Annotated in this window: 17 protein-coding genes and 2 tRNA genes; 6 read left to right on the top strand and 13 right to left on the bottom strand. The window is 66.7% G+C overall.

What is annotated here, in order from left to right:
- Positions 1 to 323: 323 nt before the first annotated feature.
- Entirely contained in the window at positions 324 to 1,436 is a 1,113-nt protein-coding gene (locus tag ACNSN7_RS01290) for an aminotransferase class V-fold PLP-dependent enzyme (RefSeq protein ID WP_418280062.1), read from the bottom strand.
- Between the two features lie 85 nt (positions 1,437 to 1,521).
- On the opposite strand from ACNSN7_RS01290, the gene ACNSN7_RS01285 reads away from it, so the two are divergent.
- Complete coding sequence (locus ACNSN7_RS01285; RefSeq protein ID WP_418280061.1) at positions 1,522 to 4,518, top strand: bacterio-opsin activator domain-containing protein; 2,997 nt, start codon at positions 1,522 to 1,524, stop codon at positions 4,516 to 4,518.
- Between the two features lie 100 nt (positions 4,519 to 4,618).
- On the opposite strand, the gene ACNSN7_RS01280 is transcribed toward ACNSN7_RS01285, so the two are convergent.
- Positions 4,619 to 6,874 carry a hybrid sensor histidine kinase/response regulator gene (locus tag ACNSN7_RS01280; RefSeq protein WP_418280059.1) on the bottom strand — a complete coding sequence of 752 codons (2,256 nt, stop codon included), beginning with the start codon at positions 6,872 to 6,874 and terminating at the stop codon, positions 4,619 to 4,621.
- A gap of 209 nt (positions 6,875 to 7,083) precedes the next feature.
- Positions 7,084 to 8,043 (bottom strand): DMT family transporter, encoded by a 960-nt coding sequence (locus ACNSN7_RS01275; protein WP_418280057.1) that lies wholly within the window; start codon positions 8,041 to 8,043, stop codon positions 7,084 to 7,086.
- Between the two features lie 183 nt (positions 8,044 to 8,226).
- Here ACNSN7_RS01275 and ACNSN7_RS01270 point away from each other — a divergent pair, with 183 nt between their 5' ends.
- The gene (locus ACNSN7_RS01270; protein ID WP_418280056.1) at positions 8,227 to 8,709 is read left to right on the top strand and encodes an Lrp/AsnC family transcriptional regulator; all 483 of its coding nucleotides are present in this window, start codon (positions 8,227 to 8,229) and stop codon (positions 8,707 to 8,709) included.
- Between the two features lie 52 nt (positions 8,710 to 8,761).
- On the opposite strand, the gene gatE is transcribed toward ACNSN7_RS01270, so the two are convergent.
- Positions 8,762 to 10,645 carry a Glu-tRNA(Gln) amidotransferase subunit GatE gene (gene gatE, locus ACNSN7_RS01265; RefSeq protein ID WP_418280055.1) on the bottom strand — a complete coding sequence of 628 codons (1,884 nt, stop codon included), beginning with the start codon at positions 10,643 to 10,645 and terminating at the stop codon, positions 8,762 to 8,764.
- A 204-nt stretch (positions 10,646 to 10,849) separates the two neighbouring features.
- Positions 10,850 to 10,934: transfer RNA gene (locus ACNSN7_RS01260), tRNA-Leu, on the bottom strand.
- Positions 10,935 to 11,095: 161 nt separating this feature from the next.
- On the opposite strand from ACNSN7_RS01260, the gene ACNSN7_RS01255 reads away from it, so the two are divergent.
- Entirely contained in the window at positions 11,096 to 11,656 is a 561-nt protein-coding gene (locus ACNSN7_RS01255) for a DUF420 domain-containing protein (protein WP_418280053.1), read from the top strand.
- A 60-nt stretch (positions 11,657 to 11,716) separates the two neighbouring features.
- Here ACNSN7_RS01255 and ACNSN7_RS01250 read toward each other — a convergent pair whose 3' ends face one another.
- The 5 genes from ACNSN7_RS01250 to ACNSN7_RS01230 form a co-directional block, all read right to left on the bottom strand.
- Entirely contained in the window at positions 11,717 to 12,370 is a 654-nt protein-coding gene (locus ACNSN7_RS01250) for a halocyanin domain-containing protein (protein WP_418280052.1), read from the bottom strand.
- 230 nt (positions 12,371 to 12,600) lie between these two features.
- Positions 12,601 to 14,103, bottom strand: coding sequence for an amidophosphoribosyltransferase (purF, locus tag ACNSN7_RS01245; protein WP_418280050.1), 1,503 nt, complete (start codon positions 14,101 to 14,103; stop codon positions 12,601 to 12,603).
- Between the two features lie 91 nt (positions 14,104 to 14,194).
- A complete protein-coding gene (locus ACNSN7_RS01240; RefSeq protein ID WP_418280049.1) occupies positions 14,195 to 14,599 on the bottom strand; it encodes a DUF5820 family protein in 405 nt (134 codons plus the stop codon).
- A gap of 63 nt (positions 14,600 to 14,662) precedes the next feature.
- Positions 14,663 to 15,088, bottom strand: coding sequence for a disulfide bond formation protein B (locus ACNSN7_RS01235; RefSeq protein WP_418280047.1), 426 nt, complete (start codon positions 15,086 to 15,088; stop codon positions 14,663 to 14,665).
- A 100-nt stretch (positions 15,089 to 15,188) separates the two neighbouring features.
- Positions 15,189 to 15,299: transfer RNA gene (locus ACNSN7_RS01230), tRNA-Glu, on the bottom strand.
- A 203-nt stretch (positions 15,300 to 15,502) separates the two neighbouring features.
- Between ACNSN7_RS01230 and ACNSN7_RS01225 the strand changes: the two genes are divergently transcribed.
- Positions 15,503 to 16,909 carry an MmgE/PrpD family protein gene (locus ACNSN7_RS01225; protein WP_418280046.1) on the top strand — a complete coding sequence of 469 codons (1,407 nt, stop codon included), beginning with the start codon at positions 15,503 to 15,505 and terminating at the stop codon, positions 16,907 to 16,909.
- Positions 16,910 to 16,962: 53 nt separating this feature from the next.
- On the opposite strand, the gene ACNSN7_RS01220 is transcribed toward ACNSN7_RS01225, so the two are convergent.
- Together ACNSN7_RS01220 and ACNSN7_RS01215 are read right to left on the bottom strand one after the other, a co-directional pair.
- Complete coding sequence (locus tag ACNSN7_RS01220; RefSeq protein WP_418280044.1) at positions 16,963 to 17,412, bottom strand: universal stress protein; 450 nt, start codon at positions 17,410 to 17,412, stop codon at positions 16,963 to 16,965.
- A gap of 54 nt (positions 17,413 to 17,466) precedes the next feature.
- Complete coding sequence (locus tag ACNSN7_RS01215) at positions 17,467 to 18,786, bottom strand: MFS transporter (protein WP_418280043.1); 1,320 nt, start codon at positions 18,784 to 18,786, stop codon at positions 17,467 to 17,469.
- A 153-nt stretch (positions 18,787 to 18,939) separates the two neighbouring features.
- On the opposite strand from ACNSN7_RS01215, the gene ACNSN7_RS01210 reads away from it, so the two are divergent.
- Positions 18,940 to 19,314 carry a VOC family protein gene (locus ACNSN7_RS01210; RefSeq protein WP_418280041.1) on the top strand — a complete coding sequence of 125 codons (375 nt, stop codon included), beginning with the start codon at positions 18,940 to 18,942 and terminating at the stop codon, positions 19,312 to 19,314.
- 35 nt (positions 19,315 to 19,349) lie between these two features.
- Here the strand turns inward: ACNSN7_RS01210 and ACNSN7_RS01205 are convergent, their stop codons facing one another.
- A complete protein-coding gene (locus tag ACNSN7_RS01205; protein ID WP_418280040.1) occupies positions 19,350 to 20,543 on the bottom strand; it encodes an MFS transporter in 1,194 nt (397 codons plus the stop codon).
- A 116-nt stretch (positions 20,544 to 20,659) separates the two neighbouring features.
- Here ACNSN7_RS01205 and ACNSN7_RS01200 point away from each other — a divergent pair, with 116 nt between their 5' ends.
- Positions 20,660 to 21,862 (top strand): acyl-CoA dehydrogenase family protein, encoded by a 1,203-nt coding sequence (locus ACNSN7_RS01200; protein WP_418280039.1) that lies wholly within the window; start codon positions 20,660 to 20,662, stop codon positions 21,860 to 21,862.
- Positions 21,863 to 21,893: the final 31 nt, after the last annotated feature.

The raw sequence follows: 21,893 nt of genomic DNA, 5'->3' as shown, positions 1-21,893 counted from the left end.
CGACCGATGTTGCCGCACTCGTGGCGGACCGGTCCTCCACGGGAGATACCGACCACCGACCACCGACCACCGACCACCGACCACCGACCACTACCGACCACTACCGACCACTACCGACCACCGACCACTACCGGCGGTGCGAACGGGTCGTGAGCACAATGGCGAACAGGCGACACGAATCGGTCCACGCGGCGACGTGTCGCACGCCCGCTACCCGCCGCGCGTCGAGACGCTTAGGTCACGGGGAGTGTGGCCGCGGCATCTCTTATAAACCACGGCGTACGGCTGGGCGGTTCATCGGATCTCGCGATGTCCACGCTCCACTACGTTTCGGCCGACAACCCGTCCACGACCGCGTCCACGTCCGACTCCGTCGAAACCGCATGGACGGACACGCGAATCGCCGCGGGATACGGGAGCGATCGCACGACGACGTCGCGATCCGCGAACCGGGCGACGGTCGCTTCGGGGTCGTCGACAGCGATCGACACGAGCCCGGATTCGAACTCGCGAGGGCTTAACAGGGACGCGTCGTCGATTCCCTCCTTGAGCCGGTCCGTCAGCGACTCGATCCGCGTCTCGATCCTGTCGATCCCGATCTCATCGATCGCGTCGAGCGCCGCCCCGAGGCCGACGTGCGCCGCGGGGGTCGTGCTTCCGACCTCGAAGCGGGGGGCACCCGTCTTATATTGGATCGTCTCCGCGGTCGGCGTCTCGACGCTTCGATACCCGATCGCGCCCGGAACGAGGTCGTCCGCGACGTCGCGGTCGACGTACAGGAACCCCGCACCCCACGGACCGAGCAGCCACTTGTGTCCGGCGGCCGCGACCGCGTCCGCCCCCCATTCGGAGACGTCCATCCTCCGTTCTCCCGGCACCTGCACCGCATCGACGAGCGTGAACGCGCCGGCGTCGCTCGCGGTCTCGACGAGCGTCCGGACCGGCAGCTTCGTCCCGTGCGTCCACGTGATCGCGCTGAAACAGACGAGCCTCGCGTCCGCGATCGCGTCCGCGAACTCGTCGAGGTCCATCCGGCCCCGGTCCGTCTCGACGACGCGGACCTCCACTCCCTCGCGTTCGAGCCGCTGCCACGGCAGTATCCCGGCCGGATGTTCGAGGTCCGTCCGAACGACGACGTCGCCCGGCTCCCAGTCGATCGCGCTCGCGATCCTGTTTATCCCGTCCGTCGTGCTCTCGGTCAGCGCGATCTCGTCGGGACGAGCGCCCACGAACTCGGCGATCCGTTCGCGGACGTCCTCGTACGTCCCGAACGCGACCTCGTAGGGATCGTTCGAGGCGGAGCCGTACTCGTGGGTACGGAGGAACTCGGACGCCGCCTCGACGACGCGACGCGGGCTCGGTCCGTGGGCTCCGAAGTTGAGATACGCCGCGTCCCGCAGCCCGGGCGTCTCCGCCCGGAGGTCCAGTGGATCCATATCCCCGATCGGAACGGCGGGGCCGATAAGCGTCCCGGGACGACCGGTCGACACGCTCAACCGATCGAAGCGAGAACCATGAGCCATGACCTCCGTATCGTCACCGTCCGCCCCCGCTGATCCCCGCGCCGACGTCGTCGTCGTCGGGACGGACGGGTGGGCGCGGTCGCTCGTGGACGCGATCGGGGCGACGGAACGGTTCTCCCCGCGGTCGGCGACGAGCGTCGCCGCCGCGCTCCGCGCCGTTCGCGAGCGGGAGCCGGACTGCGTCGTGTCCGCGTACGAGCTCGAATCGGGGACGGGACTGGAGCTGCTTCGAGCGCTCCGGAAGCGGGACGCGGCGCTCCCGGTCGTGCTGTGTTCGTCGGCGGCCGACGAGCGGATCGCGAGCGATGCCGTGTCCGCGGGCGTCACGGAGTACGTCGTCATCGACGCGTCCGACGAACCTCGAAGCCCCGACGACACGCCCACATCCGACGGCCCCCGAAGCCCCGACGACACGCCCGCATACGCCGACCGCGTCGTCGACGCGATCGGTGCGGCGGTCGAGACCGGTCGGACTCGCCGTGAGCGCAACCGGTCGGCGCGTGGGTTCGAGGCGGTCTTCCACGACGGTCGATCCGCAACCTGGTTGCTCGACCCGTCGGGGTCGATCCGTCGGGCGAACGACACGGCCCGAACGCTCGGCGGGAGCGACTCGGATTCCGATGCCGACGTACCGGGAGCCGAGGGTCCGTTCTGGAACCTCCCCTGCTGGTCGGGCGACGACGTCGTGCGCCGTGACGTCCGAGACACGATCGAGAACGCGATGGCGGGACGTGCGGGAAGGGCGGTCGTTCAACACGGTCCCGGCGAGGAGACGCGGGTCACGGATCTGTCGGTCCAGCCCGTCCGTGACGAGCGCGGTGGCGTCTCCGCGATGATCGTCGACGCCGTCGACATCACCGAACGCGTCGGGCTCGAACGCGAGCTTCGGCGGTCCGAGGAGCTCCACCGCGTCACGCTCAACAACATGACGGACACCGTGCTCATCACGAACGAGGCGGGCGAGTACACGTACGTCTGTCCGAACGTACACTTCATCTTCGGCTACACGGCCGAGGAGATACGCGATCTCGGGACGATAGACGAGCTGCTCGGCGAGGAGCTGTTCGATCGCGGTGAACTCGCGGACGACGGAGTGTTGAAGAACATCGAGTGTACCGCGACCGACAAGGCGGGTCGGGAACACACGCTGCTCGTGAACGTCCGCGAGGTGTCGATCCGGGACGGGACCCTCCTGTACAGCTGTCGGGACGTCACGAAGCGCAAACAGCGCGAGGATGCGCTTGCGACGCTGCAGGGGACGGCTCGCGAGTTCCTCTACGCGGAGACCGACGAGGGGATCGCCGAACGGGTCGTCGCGGACGCCCCCGACGTGGTCGGCGTCGACGCGGCGGCGATCTACCTGTTCGACGAGGAGGCGAACGTACTTCGGCCGGTCGCGTCGACGTCGACCATGGACCGCCGGCACGGGCCGCTCTCGCCGGTCGGCATCGACGACGAGACGCTTCCGGGATACAGCTTCGTCGCGGACGAACCGCTGTTTCTCGACGACGGCAACGGAGCGAGTCGGTTCTCGAACCCGGCGACCGGTCTCGCGAGTCTCGCGTGCGTTCCGCTCGGAGATCACGGCGTGTTCCTCGCAGGGTCGACGGCGGCAGGCGCGTTCGACGAGGTGGCCCGAGAGCTGGTCGACCTGCTCGCCGCGACCGCCGAAGCCGCGTTCGACCGCGTCGCGCGCGAGCGGCGACTCCGAGAGCAGGAGCGGGAGCTCCAGTGGCGGAACAGCCAACTGTCCGCGCTGAACCGGATAAACGAGACGATCAGAGAGGTCGATCGCGCGCTCGTCCGGGCGGAGACGCGAGAGGAGATCGACCACGCCGTCTGTGATCTGCTCACCGCGGACGACCGGTTCGCGTTCGCGTGGATCGGGGAACCCGACGCTGCCGGCGAGGTCGTCGAGCCACGAGCGTGGGCCGGAGAGGGACGCGGCTACCTCGACGGACGGAGCGTTCCCGTGTCCGACGAGGCCACCGAGCCGGCGGGACGCGCGCTCGCAACGGGAACGGTGACGACCGTCTCGAACGTCGCGAGCGACCTCCGTGAGGCCGCGTGGCGGACCGACGCGTTGGCACGCGACTTCCTGTCGGTGTCGAGCGTCCCGCTCGTGTACAACGACCTCTCCTACGGGGTGTTGACGGTGTACGGGAGCACACAGAGCGCGCTCGATGAGACCTCCAAGGAGGTGCTTGCGGAACTCGGCGAGACGATCGCCTCGGCGATCAGCGCGCTCGAGCGACGGAACGCGCTCGTGTCGACGTCGATGACGCGCATCGAGTTCGAGGTGGACGACCCGTCGTTCGTCCTCACGAGGATCGCTCGGGACGCCGACTGTACGCTCACGTATCAGGGCGGGGTGCAGCGGACGGCGGACGGAACCGGGGTGTTCGTCACCGTCGAGGACGCCTCCGTCGACGCGGTCGCCGAGGTCGCCGAGTCGCTCGTGGACGTCGAGGACGTCCAACGGATCGCGTCCGACACGGACGGCGGAGTCCTCAGGCTTCGGCTCGCGCAACCGTTTCTGGCGACGGAGCTGGCGGATCACGGTGCCGTCTTCCGGAGTGCATCGGCGACGCCCGAGCGGACGACGATCGTGATCGAGGTCCCGGACAGCGTCGACGTTCGGCACGTCACCTCGCTGGTTCGACGGACGTTCGACGACGTTCGGCTGCGCTCGAAGCAAAGCCGCGATGGCGTCCCGGATCGAACGGTTCGATCGCGGCTCTTCGAGGACCTCACGCCCCGACAGACGGAGGTGATCCAGACCGCGTACTACGGCGGGTTCTTCGAGTCGCCCCGACGGAACACCGGCGAGGAGATCGCCGAGATGCTCGGGATATCGTCCACCGCGTTCTACGGTCACGTTCGCGCCGTCTACGCGGCACTGTTCGCCGCGTTGTTCGCGGAGGACAAGAGCTGGGAGACCGAAGGCGGACGACTGGAGGAACACGGGAACGCGGCGGACGAGAGCGGGTACTGAGGCTTTGTTACGATCCTCGAGAGGTGATACCTTTATCAACCCGTAGCCGCCGGTCGTCCTCTCGGTCTGTGTCACCCGAGTTGTGCAAAATCGTCGTACGTTAGGGATCGGCCGTTTCAACTGAGCGTGTCGCTCGGAACTCGAACCGTGCACCGCCTTCTTTGCTATCTGTAAGCGTCACGTCCCAGTTGTGAGCTTGAGCGATGCGTGAGACGATCGTGAGTCCGATACCGCTCCCGCTGTACCCCGTCGTGTAGCCGTGATCAAACACGGTGTCACGTTCGTCGGGAGGAATACCGTCACCGGTATCTTCGACGTAGAAGCCGTGTTCAAGCGGACCGACGCGAACGGTGACGTCGGAGCCACCGTGTCCGACCGCGTTCCGGAACAGGTTCTCGAAGAGGGCCGTGAGTTGGCTTGCGTCACCGACCACTGTACACGGCTCCGTCGACAGGGTTGCTGACCGCGTATCAGTCAGTTCCCACGCGTCGCGGGCCACCTCTGAAACGGACACTGGTTCGTGTTGTTTGTTCGGGGTGCCGTGACGCGCGAGCGCAGTCAGGTCGGTGATGAGTTCCTGCATTCGGGTGAGCGACGTGTCGACTTTCTTGAGATGTGAGTCATCACCGGTTTGCTGATATAATTCGAGGTTTCCGGATGCGATCGTCAACGGGTTACGAAGGTCGTGTGAGACCATGCTGGCGAACTGTTCAAGCCGCTCGTTTTGGGCTTCTAGTTCCGCTTCTCGCTCACGTAACGCTTGTTCAGTGCTGACGTTGGAGAGCGCCGTGGTAAGATGGGCGGCAAGTAGTTCGCCGATGGTTAGGTCTTGCGTGTCGAAATCTGAAGGAGTTGGCGACCCAGCCATCAGAATACCGTACTCACTCAACGGGAGGTGTAGCTCGCTGCGGACCGGTGTCTCCGGGTTATAGACATCTGCGTCGTCCTGGACGTCGTCGATCGCTGTCGCGGTTCCATCCGCAAAGACTCGCCAAGCGATACTCTCTGTATCACGAAACGTCGGGAGGTCACCGATGAGTTCCAGAGCGGCATCAGTGTACGCAACAGGAGCCAGTTCTTCGTTCTCCGCGTCGTACAGGTGAATCGCGTTCGCCTGTAGATCCAAGATCTCACGGGCGGCGACAACCCCGCGTTCGGCGACTTCCGCAGTCGTCTCAGCGGACAATAACCGTGGTATCTCTCTGTTGAGTGCTTCGAGTTGTCGTTCTCGTTCTTTGCGTTCGGTGATCTCCGTGGACACGCCGAACACGCCCGCTACGTTACCGGCAGTATCCAGCGCAGGGACTTTCAACGAGAGATACGTTCGCTCGTCACCGTCCACCGTGATCCGTTCTTCAACCTCGATCGGCTCGCCCGTTTCAAGGACACGGAGATCGTTCGCTTGGACGGTTTCAGCCATGTCCGGTGGGTGGATGGCCTCATCGTCCTGTCCGACGATCTCCTCGGAGTCGACATTGAACAAGCGCTCGTATTCAGCGTTTACAAACACGTACCGACCATCAGTATCTTTCAGATACATCACTGCGGTCGTGTTTTCGAGAATGAGGTTGAGACGGCGGTCTGCCTCTTGTAGCTCTGAGAGGACGTGTCGCCGGTCAAGATACGCCGTGACGAGCGTCAGAATCGTTGTGAGCAGTTCCTCTTCCTCGGGGAGAAACACGTCGTCCGTCTCAGGTACTGGGTCGGTCGTGTAGCCGATTGTGAGGGTGAGTTCAGTGCCGGCAGCGGTCACGTCGTGAACAGTGAGTTGATGGACTGGTGGGTCGTACTCCGGAGAGGTGAACTCGGTCTCATCGATGGAGAGCGAAGCCACCGCCGACTCGGGGAACTGTAGCGACTGTGGAAGGTACGTAACGACCTGCTGGAGTTGCTCTGCCAACTGACCGTCACTGTCAGTGAGTAGATCGCTGATAGTTTGAATCGCAGTGAGCTCTTTCACTCGTTCTCGCAGTTCGTGTTCCGTTTGGTACTCGGCAACTGCGTGACGGATGCGTGTGGCAAGCCGGTCGTACTGTTCTGGGCCGCGCTTCTGTAGGTAATCGGTCACTCCGGCGGAGATCGCTTCGCTGGCGATCTCTTCCGAGCCTTTCCCTGTAAAGAGAATAAACGGCAGTTCCGGATGGGTTTCACGAACCGTCTGTAAGAACTCAAGTCCGTTCTGGCCCGGCATCTCGTAATCACTCACGATACACGCGATCGGTTCCGTCTCGATGCGTGTCTGCGCGTCATGAACGCGTGTCGCGGTGTGTATCGTCGCCGCAGGAAGTTTGCGTTGTAAAAACGTGGTTGTGAGATCCAAAAAATCCGTATCATCATCGACACAGAGAAGATGCATACAGGAGTGTATGATACCCTTATCAAAATTCTTTCTCAACGTGACATCCTCTCCGGCGTAAGCCCGCTCCGAGCGCGCGAGTTTAACCCCGATTGACTGGTTGGTACTCGTAGTCACCCGATCGGAGGTTCTCATGTGACGGATCGATGTACGGGCCGGTTAGCTTTTGTTCGTACGTTTGATTCCGAGAGGGTGTCCGGGTCAGAGCGCTAGCTTCCGAACCCGTACCGGGTCGTCACGTACGCGGCGATCTCCCGGCGTTCGAGCGCCGCGAACCCGGCGAGGATGGCGACGAACCCGACGATCGCCTCTCCCTCGATCAGGTGACCGAGCAGCACCCAGCTACCGATCGCGGCGACCATGGGCTCCACGTAGCCGACGAGGTGGAGCTGCGTCGGTCCGACCGCGTCCAGCAGCGCGAAGTAGATCAGGAACGCGACGACGCCCGACAGCACGGTGAGATACGCGAGCGACACGATGGAGGTCGCGTTCCAGACGATCGCACCGGGCGACTCGCCGAACACACCCGCGCCGACGAACAGCAGCCCGGCCCCGAGCAGCATCGCCCACCCCTGTAACGCGGCGATCGGGAGATCGGTCCGGAGCGGCCGGAGCAACACTGCCCCGATCGAGAACGCGACTGCGGAGAGGAACGTCAGACCCACGCCGATCAGTTCCGGCGAGAGAAGCCCATCGCCGTCCGCGGCGACCCCCGCACCCGTCGGGTCGGCGATGACGACGACGCCGACTAGTCCGAGCGCGAATCCGGCGATCTCGAACGGACCGAGTCGCTCGTTCGGGAGCAACACCGCGGCGAACGCGGCCGTCAGCACCGGCGCGAGACTGACGACGACGGCGGCGACCGCGCCCGGAACGTACAGCTCGCCGACGTACAACAGCCCGTGATACGCCGCGATCACGAACGTGCCGGCGACGACGATACCGAGCCACTCGTGGCGGTCGCGGGGAAGCCACCGGTCGGAGACGACGGTCGCGTACGCCAACACGATCGCACCCGCGATCGCGTATCGGACGCCCGCGAACAGCAACGGCGGGAAGTAGGCCAGTCCGGCTTCGATCGCGACGAACGACGTCCCCCACAGCGTCGCCAACAGAAGGAACGCCCCTGCGACGGCAATGGGAGACGAAAGGAGGTTTCTCGAATACATTGGTTATCAGTTCGAATCGTATTCTACTATTTAAACTACTCTATCACAATACGTGGTTTATCGGATTAACATTCGGACATATGGATGAGACACGATTCTCCGACTGATATTCGAGTTCCTGTTAGAGTTCGGTCCAACTCTGTCGGTCGTAATATATACCCGTTGTTCACGCGAAGGAGGGCTATGGACGAGCGCGACGTACGCCTGTTGAAGGCGATCGCGGATCTGGGGACCGGCAGTCCGGAGGCGCTCCACGAGGAGACGGGCATTCCGGTGTCGACGATCCACTACCGGTTGAACAATCTCAAGGACGCCGGCGTCATCGAGAACGACCTGTACGACTTCGACCACGAGGCGCTTGGGCTCGGCGTGACGGTCATCGTCGAGGTGCTCGCCGACTACGACGGTCCCTACGAGGAGTTCGCCGACGATCTGCTCTCGGTCGAAGGTGTCACGGAGGCGTTTTTCACGATGGGAGAGACCGACTTCGTCGTGCTCGCACGCCTCTCCTCGTCGGACACCGTCGAGCGGCTCATCAGCGACTTCGAGACGATTCCCGAGGTCGAACGCACCAACTCGACGTTCACGATCGCGACCCTCCGAGACGAACCGCGCGCGCCCGCAACGTACGACCTCGAAACCCTGATCGAAGAACTGACCGACTGAGTCGAATCCCTGATCGAAGAACTGACCGACTGAGGAGATCGACCGCGAGCCACTACGAACGCTTGCCTATCTCTTCGCGAAGCACGTCGGAGACGACCTCGCCGTCGGCCTTGCCACGCAGCGCGCCCATCGCCTCGCCCATCAGCCCGGAGAAGGCGGCCATCCCCTCCTCGGCGATCTGGTCGGCGTTGCGCTCGACGACTGCGACGACCGCCTCGCGGACGTCGGCCTCGCTCACGCCGGAGAGGCCGGCCTCCTCGACCGCCGCCGCGGCGTCGAGTTCGGGGTTCTCGGCGAGCGTCGTCAACACCTCGGGGACGCCCTCCTTCGCGAGCTCACCGGCCTCGACGAGTTCGAACAGCGCGAGGAAGTCGTCGTCGGAGAGGGTCTCGACCGGTGCGCCGTCCCGCCGTATCTCCGTCGTCGTCGACTCCAGCGTGGTCGCGGCGAACGTCGGATCGACCCCGCGGTCGACCGCCGTCTCGAACAGCGGAAAGCGCTGACCGTACGCGACCTGCTCGGCGAGCCCCTCGTCGAGCCCGAACTCGACCGCGTACCGCTCCGCCTTCTCGTCGAGCAGTTCCGGCTGATCGACGTCCGACGGATCCGGCTCGACCGGCGGTACGTCGGTTTCCGGGTACATCCGCGCCGCGCCCGGCAGCGGACGGAGGTACCGGGTCGTCCCGTCGTCGTTGGCACCGCGCGTCTCCTCGGGGACCCCCTCGATGGCGGTGGCGGCGCGGTCCGCAGCGGCCTCGATCGCGAGCGCTGCGGTCTCCGGATCCGCGGCGACGATTGCGACCGCGTCCTCCGCGCCCGCCCCGACGGCCTCCTCGAGCGCCGCGACCTCCGCCTCCGTGACGCCGTACGCGGGCAGCTCGTCCGTGTGGAAGATCCCGCCCGCCCCGTGACGCTTCGCGTGGTCCGACAGCTCGGTTCCGAGCCGTCGGTCCGGTTGGATCTCGCGGCCGACGAGTCCGTCGAACCCGTACAGCGGAACCGCGGTGACCGTTCCGCCCGCGTCGAGCGCGCCGCGAATCACGCCGGAGTCGGTGTCCGCGAGGACGTCCGTCACGTCTCTCACGTCGCCGACGCTCGCGTCCCGCGCGTCGAGTTCGTCGCGGATCGCGAGGAGTTCGGCCTGTCGACCGACCTCCCCGCGGACGATCTCCTCGATTCCGTCCAAGTCCTGGACGCCTTTCACCTCGACGCGAGCCCCCTCGGCGATGGAGACGTTGACGTCCTGTCTGATCGTGCCGAGACCGCGTTTGACCGTCCCGGTCGAGCGGAGCAGCATCCCGATCCGCTCGGCGGCCTCCTTCGCCTGCTCCGGGCTCCGGATGTCCGGTCCGGTTCCGATCTCGACGAGCGGCACGCCGAGCCGGTCCAGCGAGTAGACGACGCCGTCGTCGGTCTCCTCGACGCGTTTTGCCGACTCCTCTTCCAACATGAGGTCCACGATGGAGACGCCGCCCTCGCTCGTCTCGATCTCCCCCTCCTGGCCCAGCAGGATCGACCGCTGGAAACCGGAGGTGTTCGACCCGTCGATCACGAGCTTGCGCATGACGTGGGCCTGATCGACGACGGAGACGTCGAGGAGGTCCGCGATCTGGAGCGCGACCGACAGCGCCTCGTCGTCGACGCGACGGGGCGGCTCGTCGTCCTCTTCGACGAGACAGGTGGTGTCGTACGCGAGATACGTGAACTCCCGATCGACCCGGCTCTCCTCGACGGCGGCGTCGTCGAGCTCGCCCAGCTCGCTCTTCGTCGGATGGAGACGTCGGGTGAGCTCCCGCTCGGCGTCCGCCGGGTCGCGTTCGGTCGTCGGGGAGTTACAGAACAGCTTCGTCGCCGTATCGAGCTGCTGGTGGATCTCCAGCCCGGCGACGAGGCCCAACTCCTCGTGGTCGTATTCGGTCGTCGCGTCCTCGGTCATTACGACTCACTCCGGGATGCCGGAACTAAAAGGATGGCAGTTCACGGCGGCGTCGACGCCGCCGACACGTGATCGACGTCAGCCGACGGCGTCACCGGGTAAAAACGAGAGCGCCGTCGCTCGGGATGTAGCGTTCCGAAAGTTGTGCGTGGGTGCTGTCGTAGAGACAACACCGTGCATCGGTGGGGGTGGACCCCGGTACGATGCGTGGGACCGGATTTGAACCGGCGGACCTCTACAGGACAGCGCCCTCAACGCTGCGCCGTTGGCCTGGCTTGGCTACCCACGCTCGGTGCGTTCTGTCGCGTCTCTACGTATCCCGTCGCCAATTAAAAGCCCTTCCATTTGCCAGCCCCGTGCCGACTGTTGCCACCGGCGGACGGGGCGGGCGTTCGACCGCTCCCGACCCGGACCGGTAATCGTTTTTATCGCGCGTGCGACGGTTCACGTATGCAGCGTTGGGCCCGCGACAACGTTCCGCTCTTGACCGTCGTCCTCTCCGCCGTCTCGCTCGCGCTGGTGTTCGGTGCCGTCGGCGGCGCGATCCCGAGCGCGGTCCTCCCGCGCGCGAGCGACGACGTCCTCGCCGCCATCCCGCACGTCAACGCCGTGATCTCCGCCACGGCGATCGTCACGATCGGGCTCGGCTGGCGAGCGATCGGTCGCGGACGCGTCCGTCGCCATCGCTCACTGATGCTCTCGTCGCTCGCGCTGTTCGTCGCGTTCCTCGTCGGCTACCTCTACCGGCTGATCCTCGTCGGCACCGCCGAGTTCCCCGGACCGGAGACCGCATACACGTTCGTCTACCTGCCGTTCCTCGCCGTTCACGTCCTGCTCGCGATCGCCTGCGTCCCGTTCGTGTTCTACGCGCTGCTGCTGGCGACGACGCGTCCGCCGGAGGAACTGTCTCGCACGCGACACGCACAGGCCGGTTTCGTCGCCGCCGTCCTCTGGCTGATCTCCTTCTCGATGGGGATCGGCGTGTACCTGATGTTACACCACGTCTTCTAGCGTACTCGTCCGCCGACGAAGGACGTCTCCCGTCGACTCCTCTCGTCGCCGATTCGGTGCCTACTCGTCGTGTTTCGTTCGCTTGTGGGCGGCGTAAAACAGCGGAACGAGCAGCGCGCCGGCGAAGCCGAACGCCAGGGCCAGCGCGCCGAGGTCCTCCGCGGTGAGCTCTCGACCGCTCCCGCCGCCGTCCCCGCCGTCGTCCCCGCCGTCCGGATCGACGAGGTCGTCGTCGACGTCGCCGACCGCGACGACGCCCTTCATGCCGACCGCCTCGTGGGGCGTACAGACGTACTCGAAGACGTCTCCGTCCGCGGCGTCGTCGAAGGCGTGCTCGAACGTGTGGCCCGCCTCACCGACAGTGTCGCTCTCGAACGAACCGTCCTCCGCAGCCACGTTGTGGTCGCCGCCCTCGCCCGTCCACTCCCAGACGACGGTCGTTCCGGGATCGATCAGGATCGCGGCCGGACCGAACTGGAGCCCGTTGCCCGCGCCAACTTCGACGCGGACCTCTTCTCGGCCGCGGTAGTCGTGCGTCCCGTCGTAGTTCTCGACGTCGTCCAGCCACCCGTCGTACGCCGCGGCGACCGTCCCCGATCCGGCGGTGACGGCTCCCGTCGCCGCGACGCCTGCGGCACCCGCACGGAAGAACCCACGGCGGCTCATCGGCGTATCACGCCGGCTCATCGATGTGTCGTCCGCGTTCCGAGTCATGTATTGGTGTCCGACTGTCGATGTATTTAAACCCCCGATACGATCCAAGCCGACGGATCTCGGCCGAACATGTTCCCCTCCCCCGTACAGGACGTCGGCGGTCGGGTGGTCCCTCCCGTACAGGACGTCGGCGGTCGGGTGGTCCCTCCCGCACGTAGAACGTCCGCGGTCACGCAGTCCGCGGTCAGGCAGTCCGCAGTCGGGCAGTCCGCGGTCAGTGATCGCGTTGCTCAGTCGTCCGCCGGCGGCTGCCCGACCTGCGGACGGGTCACCTCGCGATCCGTCGTCTCTCCCTCGACGTCGAAGGGGTACTCCCCGGTCACACAGCCCAGACAGAGGTCGGCTCGGCTCGCGTCCAGCGCCTCCGCGACCGCGTCGATCGAGAGGTACGCGAGCGAGTCGGCGGCGATCGTCTCGCGGATCTCTTCGGTCGACATGTCCGAGGCGATCAGCTCCTCGCGGGTCGCCATGTCGATGCCGAAGTAACACGGCGCGATGATGGGCGGCGCACCGATCCGGAGGTGGACCTCCGCCGCGCCGGCTTCCCGGACGAGGTCGACGAGCTGTGTCGACGTCGTCCCGCGGACGATCGAGTCGTCGATTATCGTGACGGTCTTGCCCTCAACGGTCGATCTGATCGGGTTGAGCTTCAGCCGGACCGCACGCTCGCGCTCGTCTTGCGTCGGCATGATGAACGTTCGGCCGACGTACCGGTTCTTCATCAGTCCCTCCGCGAACTCGACGCTCCCGTCTCCCTCCGATCGCGGCGTCCCGTCCGCGGCGGTCTCGTTGGCGGCGTCGGCGTAGCCGGACGCGAACGCGCGTCCGGAGTCGGGGACGGGCATCACGACGTCCGTCTCGACGCCGGATTCCTCCCAGAGCTTCCGGCCGAGCTTCCGGCGCACCTCGTACACGAGGCTGTCGTCGATCACCGAGTCGGGGCGCGCGAAGTAGACGTGCTCGAAAAAGCAGTGTGCCGTCGACTCCGACTCGACGAGCTGGTAGGTGTCGTACCCCGAACCGTCGGGCTCCAACACGACGAGCTCGCCCGGTCGGACGTCGCGGACGAGTTCGCCGTCGAGCGTGTCGATGGCGGCGGACTCGCTCGCGAGCACGTAGCCGTCCTCGAGTTTCCCGAGACACAGCGGTCGGTTGCCGAGCGGGTCGCGGACGCCGAGCACGGTGTCGTCGTGAGCGATCGTCAGCGAGTACGACCCGTGGATGCGGCTCATCGTGTGTTTGACCGCGCGGACGAGGTCCTCCTTTAAGAGGTTCCGCGCGAGATCGTGAGCGATCACCTCGGTGTCGCCGTCGGAGGTGAACGCGTGACCGGACGCCGCCAACTCCGAGCGAACCTCGTCGGCGTTGACGAGGTTTCCGTTGTGGGACAGTCCGAGCGATCCCGACTTAAAAGAGACGGAGAACGGCTGCGCACAGCTCTTGTCGAGACTCCCCGCGGTCGGGTACCGGACGTGTCCGATCCCGGTGTTTCCCGACAACGCCTCCAGATCGCCCGGATCGAAGGCGTCGCCGACGAGCCCCCGCTCGACGTGGCTGTGTTGTTGAAACCCGTCGTGCGTGACTATCCCTGCGGACTCCTGTCCACGGTGTTGGAGCGCGTACAGCGCGTAGTACAGCGGCCGTGCGGCCGCCCGATCCGCGAGCGAGACGCCGACGACGCCACACTTCTCTCGCGGCTCGTCGCTGCGGGCGTGATCCCCACCGGATTCCATACGATCGGATCGGGTGGCGTCGATAAAAACCCTCGTGTTCGTGGTTTGAACTACGCCTCTCGATCCCCAATATATGCTCGATCGTGCATTATTATGTGCCACCGCGTTCGAGCGGCTCGCGGCCGGTTAGCTCGTCCAACCGTTCGAAATACTCCTCCCGCGGTACGTGGTAGGCGTCCCGGTACGCCACGTCGCCGTCGGCGAACCGCTCCGCGACGTCGAGGGCGGCGTCGACCGCGGTCGATCGCTCGTCGTACGTCTCGGCGACGACCTCGATCTCGGGCTCGGTGAAGCACACGACGTGCCACTCGTCCGTGGCGTACTGGCCGGCTCCCGGTCGACGGCGGCGGGAGCCGTTCGTCAGGTAGATCGTCGGCAGACACTCCGGCGGGAACCGGTCCCCGTCGAACACGTCGGGGCGAAAGACGAGGATCGTCCGCCCACCGGGCTCCTCGTTCCACACCCGCCAGCCGTCCGGCAGCGCCTCGAAGCTCATGGTCGTTCTGGGTCGCCGAGGTTTGAAAGGATCGCGCTCGCCGATCGGCACTCCACCCACCGATCACGGTGCGAGCCGACCCCGATCGATGAGCGCGAGCGCCCCGAACCCGACGCTTATCAGGGCGAACGCGACGAGCGCGAGACGCGGGATGGTGAACACGACGCCGCCCCGCCAGAGGATCGCGGTACACGCGCCGTCGACGCCGCAGGTCGCCGCGGGGCGCAACTGGACGGACGAGTGGTACGCCGCGACGACGACGCCCGACAGCGAGAGCGGGAGGCCCGTGCGCCAGACCGACGCCCGACGCTCGACCGCGGCGACTCCGGCGACGACGACGAGCGGGTACATGAGGATCCGCTGGTACCAGCAGAGATCGCACGGAACCAGCCCCATGACTTCGCTGAAGTACAGGCTTCCGGCCGTGGCGACGGTCGCGACGAGCGCGGTCGCCGCGAGAAGCGATCGGGTCCGGTCGGCGTCGGCCATCGATCGAGCAGACGAAACGCCGACTGATAAGGGTTCGCCGAGGGCGGTAGCGCCCCGCCGCAGTGCGGAGCCACGGCTCGGGAGCGGTTGAACGTAGGGATGCTCGGTCAGGGATTTGAACCCTGGTCGTCGGCTGTCTTCCAAACCGGCGCGATACGACGCCGTGCTTGTCGAAAGGCCAACATGATTGGCCGGACTACACCAACCGAGCGCATTCGGTCGTTGCGCTGCATCGGATTTAACTCTTCTCAACTCCCGTCGCCGTGAGTCGGCGTCCCATACGTCGGGCCCCCGTCGGTCGATACGTCGGAGCGGCGAGTCGGGCGGCGACGTGCGCCGCGCTCCGGCACCGAGCCGACAGGTCGACCTGCCGAGACGCGAAGGTTGATACCGGCGGATTCCGCACCTGTCACCATGGGTACGGAGCGGATCGTCGACCACTGTCTGTCAGCGGACGGAGACCGACCGGACCTCCCGAAACATCTCCTCGATTGGCTGGCCGTGACGGTCGGCGGCGCGAGACACGCCGACTCGACGCCGGCTATCCTCGACGGGGTTCGACGGATAGCTGGACCCGTCGCCGACGAAGCGACCACTCCGTCCACCGACACCGGGCGGACGGCTGGGACGGCGACGATCCTGCCGAGCGGCGAGCGCGTTGCGCCCGCGGACGCCGCGCTCGCGAACGGCGCGCTCGCACACAGCCTCGATTTCGACGACACGCATCTCGCCTCCTCGCTCCATCCCGGTGCCCCGACCATCGCGGCCGCGCTCGCGGCCGCCGAGTCGTCGGACGCCACGATCGATCGGTTCCTCGCGGGAGTCGCCGCCGGCTACGACGTCGCCTGTACGGTGGGCGAGGCGGTCGGGCCGGACGCACACTACGACCGCGGGTTCCACGTGACCGCGACCTGTGGAACGTTCGGTGCGACCGCCGCGGCCGGCGTGGTCCGTGGCCTCGACCGGGCGGAGCTTCGGAACGCGCTCGGAATCGCCGGGAGCCAGGCCGCCGGCTCGCTGCAGTTCCTCGCGAACGGCGCGTGGAACAAGCGGCTTCACCCGGGACTGGCCGCCCGGCGCGCGATCGAAGCGACGGAGTTCGCCGCGGCCGGCGTCGTCGGCGCTGCCGATCCGATAACCGGGGAACACGGCTTTCTCGCCGGGTACACAGACGATCCCCGACCGGAGGCGATCGAGCGGATCGGCGACCGAGACGCCGTCGGAGAGACGGGTCTCAAGCCGTATCCGTGCTGTCGATACCTCCACTCGGCGATCGACGGGCTGAAATCGATCGTCCCGGACGTCGACCCCGGACGAGTCGACGACGTCCACGTCGCGCTTCCCAAGGCGGGCGTCCGACTGACCGGGGAGCCGATCGACGCGAAACGCCGACCGGACGGGTTCGTCGACTGCCAGTTCTCGGCCCCGTTCGTTGCCGCGCTGGTACTCACCGAGGGGGACGCCGGGGCGGAGCCGTTCCTCAGTGCCGTCGGCCGACGCTCGACTCCGCCACGGTGGGACGACCCCGAGTTCCGTCGGCTGATGGACGCGACGACCGTCTCGACCGACGAGGCGATCGAGCGCCGCTTCCCCGCGGCGTGGGGTGCGCGAGTGACCGTGGAGGCGGGCGGCGAGCGTCACGAGCGGTCGATCGAGGACCCGTTCGGAGAACCGGATCGGCCGATGTCGGCCGGCGATGTCCGAGAAAAGGCGGACGGACTCCTCGCGGGGAGTTCGATCGAATCGGCGGAGCTGGCGGACGTTATCGACACGCTCGAGGACCGAACCGTCGCGGAGCTGGTGAACGCGGCCACCACATAAGCGGGACGGGAGCCGACGGCACGCGGGCCGGCTCGTTCGCACGTTCCGACCGGTCAGTCGTCGGTCGGCTTGCCGATGAGCACCGGCCGATCCGCGTTCAGGATGACGCTTTGACTGACGCTTCCGAACAGCGCCTTTCCGACGGGGGACCGCTTCCGCATTCCGAGAACGATCGCGTCGACGTCACGGTCAGCCGCGACGGACCGGATCGCCTCGGCCGGGTCGCCGACGTGTTCGACCCGATCGGACGCGATTCCGAGTTCGTCGAGCCGTGCCTCGACGACATCGACCGACTCGGGTCGGCCCTGAAGCTCCTCGATCGACTCGTTGACGTCGTCGATGACGTTCGACCCCGCCTCGTCGGCCGGCGCGTCGACCGCCTCGTAAACGTGGAGCACGGTCGCTCGGAGCCGCTCCGCGTCGACGGGCAGCGATTCGAGGAGATCCACCTGTGAGCGGGCCCGTTCCTCGTCGACGTCGATCGGGAGTAGCACGTGATACATATGTCACGATCTATCGGGGGGTCTCTTAAATACGGCGGACGGGACGGCGGAGAGTTAGTCCCGGCGCGTACCGAGCCGATCGACCCCGACGGCGGTGACCGCGCCGAGGGAGGCGATCGCCGCGAGCGCGAGGAACAGCTCCTGCGACCCCGCCACGGTGAGGATCGTTCCCGCGAGTCCGGCACCGAGCGAGCCGACGCCGAAGATGGCGAGGTACGTGTAGCCGAACGAGAGGCCCCGAGCCTCGGGGGCGGAGTACGCTGCGACCGTCGCCTGTGAGAGCGGCTGCACGGTGAACAGCGCGACGCCGAGCAACAGCGAGACGCCGAGGAACGTCGCCGTCGTTCCGCTCGCCGGCACGAACAGGGCCGCGAGCACCGCCAGTGTCGACATGACGTAGATCAGTCCGCGCTCGGGTGGGAGCCGGTCGGCGATCCGCCCCCCGAGGAACTGGCCGAGCACGCCGACCATCAGGATCGCGACGTACAGGTATCGAGCGGGGTCGAACTCGTCGGCGTACGGGCTGTCCGGGTCGACGAGTTGGACGTCGACCAGCCCCGCGAGCGCCTCCCCGAGGAGGTCCGGAAGGAACGTCAGGAACGCCCGGTAGTAGAGTCCGCTGAACGTGACGAAACACAGGACGAGCACGAAGCCGAGCGTCATGAGGGTTCGCGTGTCGCTCGCGACGTTCGACAGCGTGATCTCGCCTTTGGTGCCTCCCCCGTCCGCTCCGGTATCGTCGGCGTCCGCTCCCGTCCCGTCGCCGTGATCGTCGGCCTCGCCGCCGTCGGAGGCGATCTCGGCCTCGTGGACGTCCGCGAGCGCGGCGTCGACGTCGACCGTCAGGCCGTACACCGCCGCGATCACCGCGGGGACGGTGAGCAGGGCGGCGACGACGCGCCAGCCGAACGGTATCAGGAGCAGCACCGTCGCGAGCGGACCCAGCGCGATGCCGAGGTTGCCGCCGATCCCGTGGTAGCCGAGCGCGATCCCTCGGCGGTCGACCGCCTTCGAGAGCAGCGCGAGCCCGGCCGGGTGGTAGACGCTGGCAGTGATACCCCAGGCGGCGACCGCTATCGCGAGCGTGAGCAGGTTCGGCGCGAGACTCGCGAGGAGAAAGGAGCCGGCCATGCCGAGGAGACACCCGATGATGATCGGCTTCGACCCGAAGCGATCGACGAGGATCCCGCCGGGGAGCGCACCCGCACCGAACAGGCCGTATCCGACCGTCACGACCAGCCCGAGCGCCGCGGCGGTGGTCGAGAACTCCGCGATCCACACGGTCAGGAGGATCGGGATCGAGAGCTCGTAGGTGTGTACCAGTCCGTGGGAGGTCGCGGTGAACGACACGATCCGCCGCTCGTCGGAGTCCATTCGGCTCCCGGTTTACGCCGCCACGTCATAACGTCCGGGATAGATGCCGCAGTTGCCGGGAGACGGCGAACGGAGCGGACGGGGCGGATCCGGCGGGTGACCCGACTCGCCCCGTGCCGTAACCGCTAACACGGACGGCGAAGAGATCCGGCCATGGACGTCATCCATACCGCGCTGTGGGTCTCGGACATCGATCGGACGCGTGAGTTCTACGTCGACGCGCTCGGGCTCGCGGAGAACTGGTCGTTCACCGCGGACGACGGCGTCGAGAACGTGTACATCGGCGGCGACGCCGCCGAGTTCCAGTTCAAGTACGACCCGAGCGGCGGGCCGGCGATCGATCCGGGGACGATGGCGCACGTCGCCGTCGGCGTCGACGACGTGGACGCCGTCTTCGAGCGGCTGGTCGAGCGCGCGGATCCGCCCGTCCACGAGCCGCCGACGACCATGTCGAACATCGATCGCCGGGTCGCGTTCGTCGAGGACCCGGACGGCTACGTCGTCGAGCTCGTCGAGCGTATCGACTGACTCGACGGACGCGCCGAGAGCCGTCACTCCTCCGTTCACTCGGCCATCGCGGTTTCCCCGACCGGTGGGTCGGATCGGATGACTGCGACGACCAGTACGGCGGCGACGACACAGCCGCCGGCGAGCAGCGACCAGCTCGCCCGGTAGGTGGCGACGTCGGCGAGGTAGCCGAACGCGGGCGGCGCGACGAGCGCGCCGGAGGTGAGCGCGAGCTGACAGCCGGCGGTCGCGCTTCCCATCTCGTCGGGAGCGACGACCGTCGCCATACAGGAGTAGTAGACGCCGGTGAATCCGAGCACGAAGAAGCCGAGCGCGGCGAACGCGATGCCGGCTCCGGCCGGCGTCGACGTCGCGGCAACGACGATGAACAACACGGCGCTGGCGAGCGTCTGCACGAGGAGGATCCCGCCGATCCGCGTCCGCGGGTCGCCGGGGAGTCGATCGGAGAGCCAGCCGCCGAGGAGCCGTCCCCCGCTCCCGAACAGTTGGACCGACGCGAGCACGACGCCGCCGAACGCGACCGACGCCCCGATCGACTCCTCGACGTAGAGCACGGTGTATCCGGTCGTGGTGAACAGCGCGGCCCCGAGGAACAGGCCGGAGGCCGCAAGCAGGACGTACGGCCGGTTGTTCGCGAGCCCCCGTAGATCCGGATACGTCGTCGTTCCGCCCCCCTCGCCGGAGTACAACAGGTAGAACCCGACGGCGACGACGAGCGCCACGCCGGAGGCGATCAGGAAGCCGATCTGCCAGAAGAACACGCCGGCGAGTCCGGTAACGAGCAGGGCGCTGATCCCGCTCCCGCCGGTCACGCCGACCTGTTTGATCCCCATCGCCATGTTCTGTCGGCCGGGGGAGACGCTGTCGTACACCGCCTTGTTCGTCCCCGGCATCGCGGTGCTGTACACGGATCCAAGCAGGAACACGGCCGCCAACAACAGCGCGTACGTGGGTGCGCCGGCGACGAGGAACGTTCCTGCGGCGAGTCCGACGAGCCCGAGCGAGAGGGTTCGACGCTCGCCGAACCGGTCGGTGATCGCGCCGAGCGGGAGGAGAAACACCGCGTACCCGAGCGTCAGCGTCGTCACGATCAGTCCCACCTCGAACCCCGAGAGCCCGAACTCGTCCCTGAAAAACGGCGTCGCGGCGAACACGGTGTAATAGCAGATGCTCGCCGATACCTGCCACAGCGTCACCAGCGACACCGTCCGCCAGTACGACAGATCCATCCATCGTTTCGGTTCCGCCCCCGGCTGATAAGACGACCGCTCTCGGCAATCCGCCCCGCTCGAACGCGACTGCCGCCGCACGAACGCTTATGCGGTGAGCGGCAGGACGGTGGCGTATGCCACACGATTGGCGCGATTCGGTCGCGCTCACGGAACGGCAGTCGCTCGTTCGACGGAGCATCCGGGAGCTGTGTGCGGAGTTCGACGACGAGTACTGGCGGACGCGGGACCGCGAGGAGACGTACCCGCAGGCGTTCGTCGACCGGCTCGCGGCGGACGGGTGGCTCGGGATGTTGATCCCCGAGGAGTACGGCGGCGTCGGGATGTCGACGAGCGAGGCCGTGGTGATGATGGAGGAGATCGCGGGCAGCGGTGGCGGGTTCGCCGCCGCCCAGTCGATCCACGGGGGGATCTACAACTCCGTGCCGATCGTGAACTACGCCGACGAGGAGATCAAACGGAACCTGCTCCCGAAAGTCGCCGCTGGCGAGAAAGCGATCCAGGCGTTCGGACTGACGGAGCCGAACGCCGGCTCCGACTCGACGGCGATGACGACGCGGGCGCGACGCGACGGCGACGAGTACGTCATCGACGGCGAGAAGGTGTGGATCTCCCGCGTCGAGGCCAGCGACTACCTCGTGCTCATGGCACGGACGACCCCACGTGAGGAGGTCGACAAACGAACGAGGGGGATCTCGATGTTCCTCGTCGACCTCGCGGACGCCTACGACGACGGCCTGGACATCGAACGGATCCCGAAGACCGCGGCTCCCGCGGTCCACTCCTATCAGCTCTACTTCGACGGCGTTCGAGTCCCCGCGGACCGCCTGATCGGCGAGGAAGGCGAAGGGTTCTATCAGGTCCTCGACGGGCTCAACGAGGAGCGACTGGTGATCGCCGCGGAGTGTCTGGGTCTCGGCGAGGTCGCACTGGAACGCGGGATCGAGTACGCCAACGAACGGGAGGTGTTCGGTGGCCCGATCGGAGCGAACCAAGCGATCCAACACCCTCTCGCGGAGTCGTACGCGGACCTACTCGCCGCGAAGAAAGTGATCTACGACGCCGCCGACCGGCTCGACGACCTGGAGCGGGAGCGTGCGGGGGCGGAGGCGAACGTCGCGAAGTACCTCGCGGCCGACGCCGCGTTCGGAGCGGCCGACGCCGCGGTCCAGACTCACGGCGGGTTCGGAGTCGCCCGCGAGTACGACGTCGAACGCTATCTCCGGGAAGCCCGATTGACCCGCCTCGTTCCGATCACCCAACAGCTCGCGTTGAACTACCTGGGAGAGCGCGTGCTCGATCTGCCCCGCTCGTACTGAACGGAACCGAAAAATCGGTGCTGAACCGGCC

The organism is Halorubrum rarum (assembly GCF_048380895.1).
Lineage (GTDB): Archaea > Halobacteriota > Halobacteria > Halobacteriales > Haloferacaceae > Halorubrum.
This window is presented reverse-complemented; position numbering and strand designations above follow the sequence as displayed.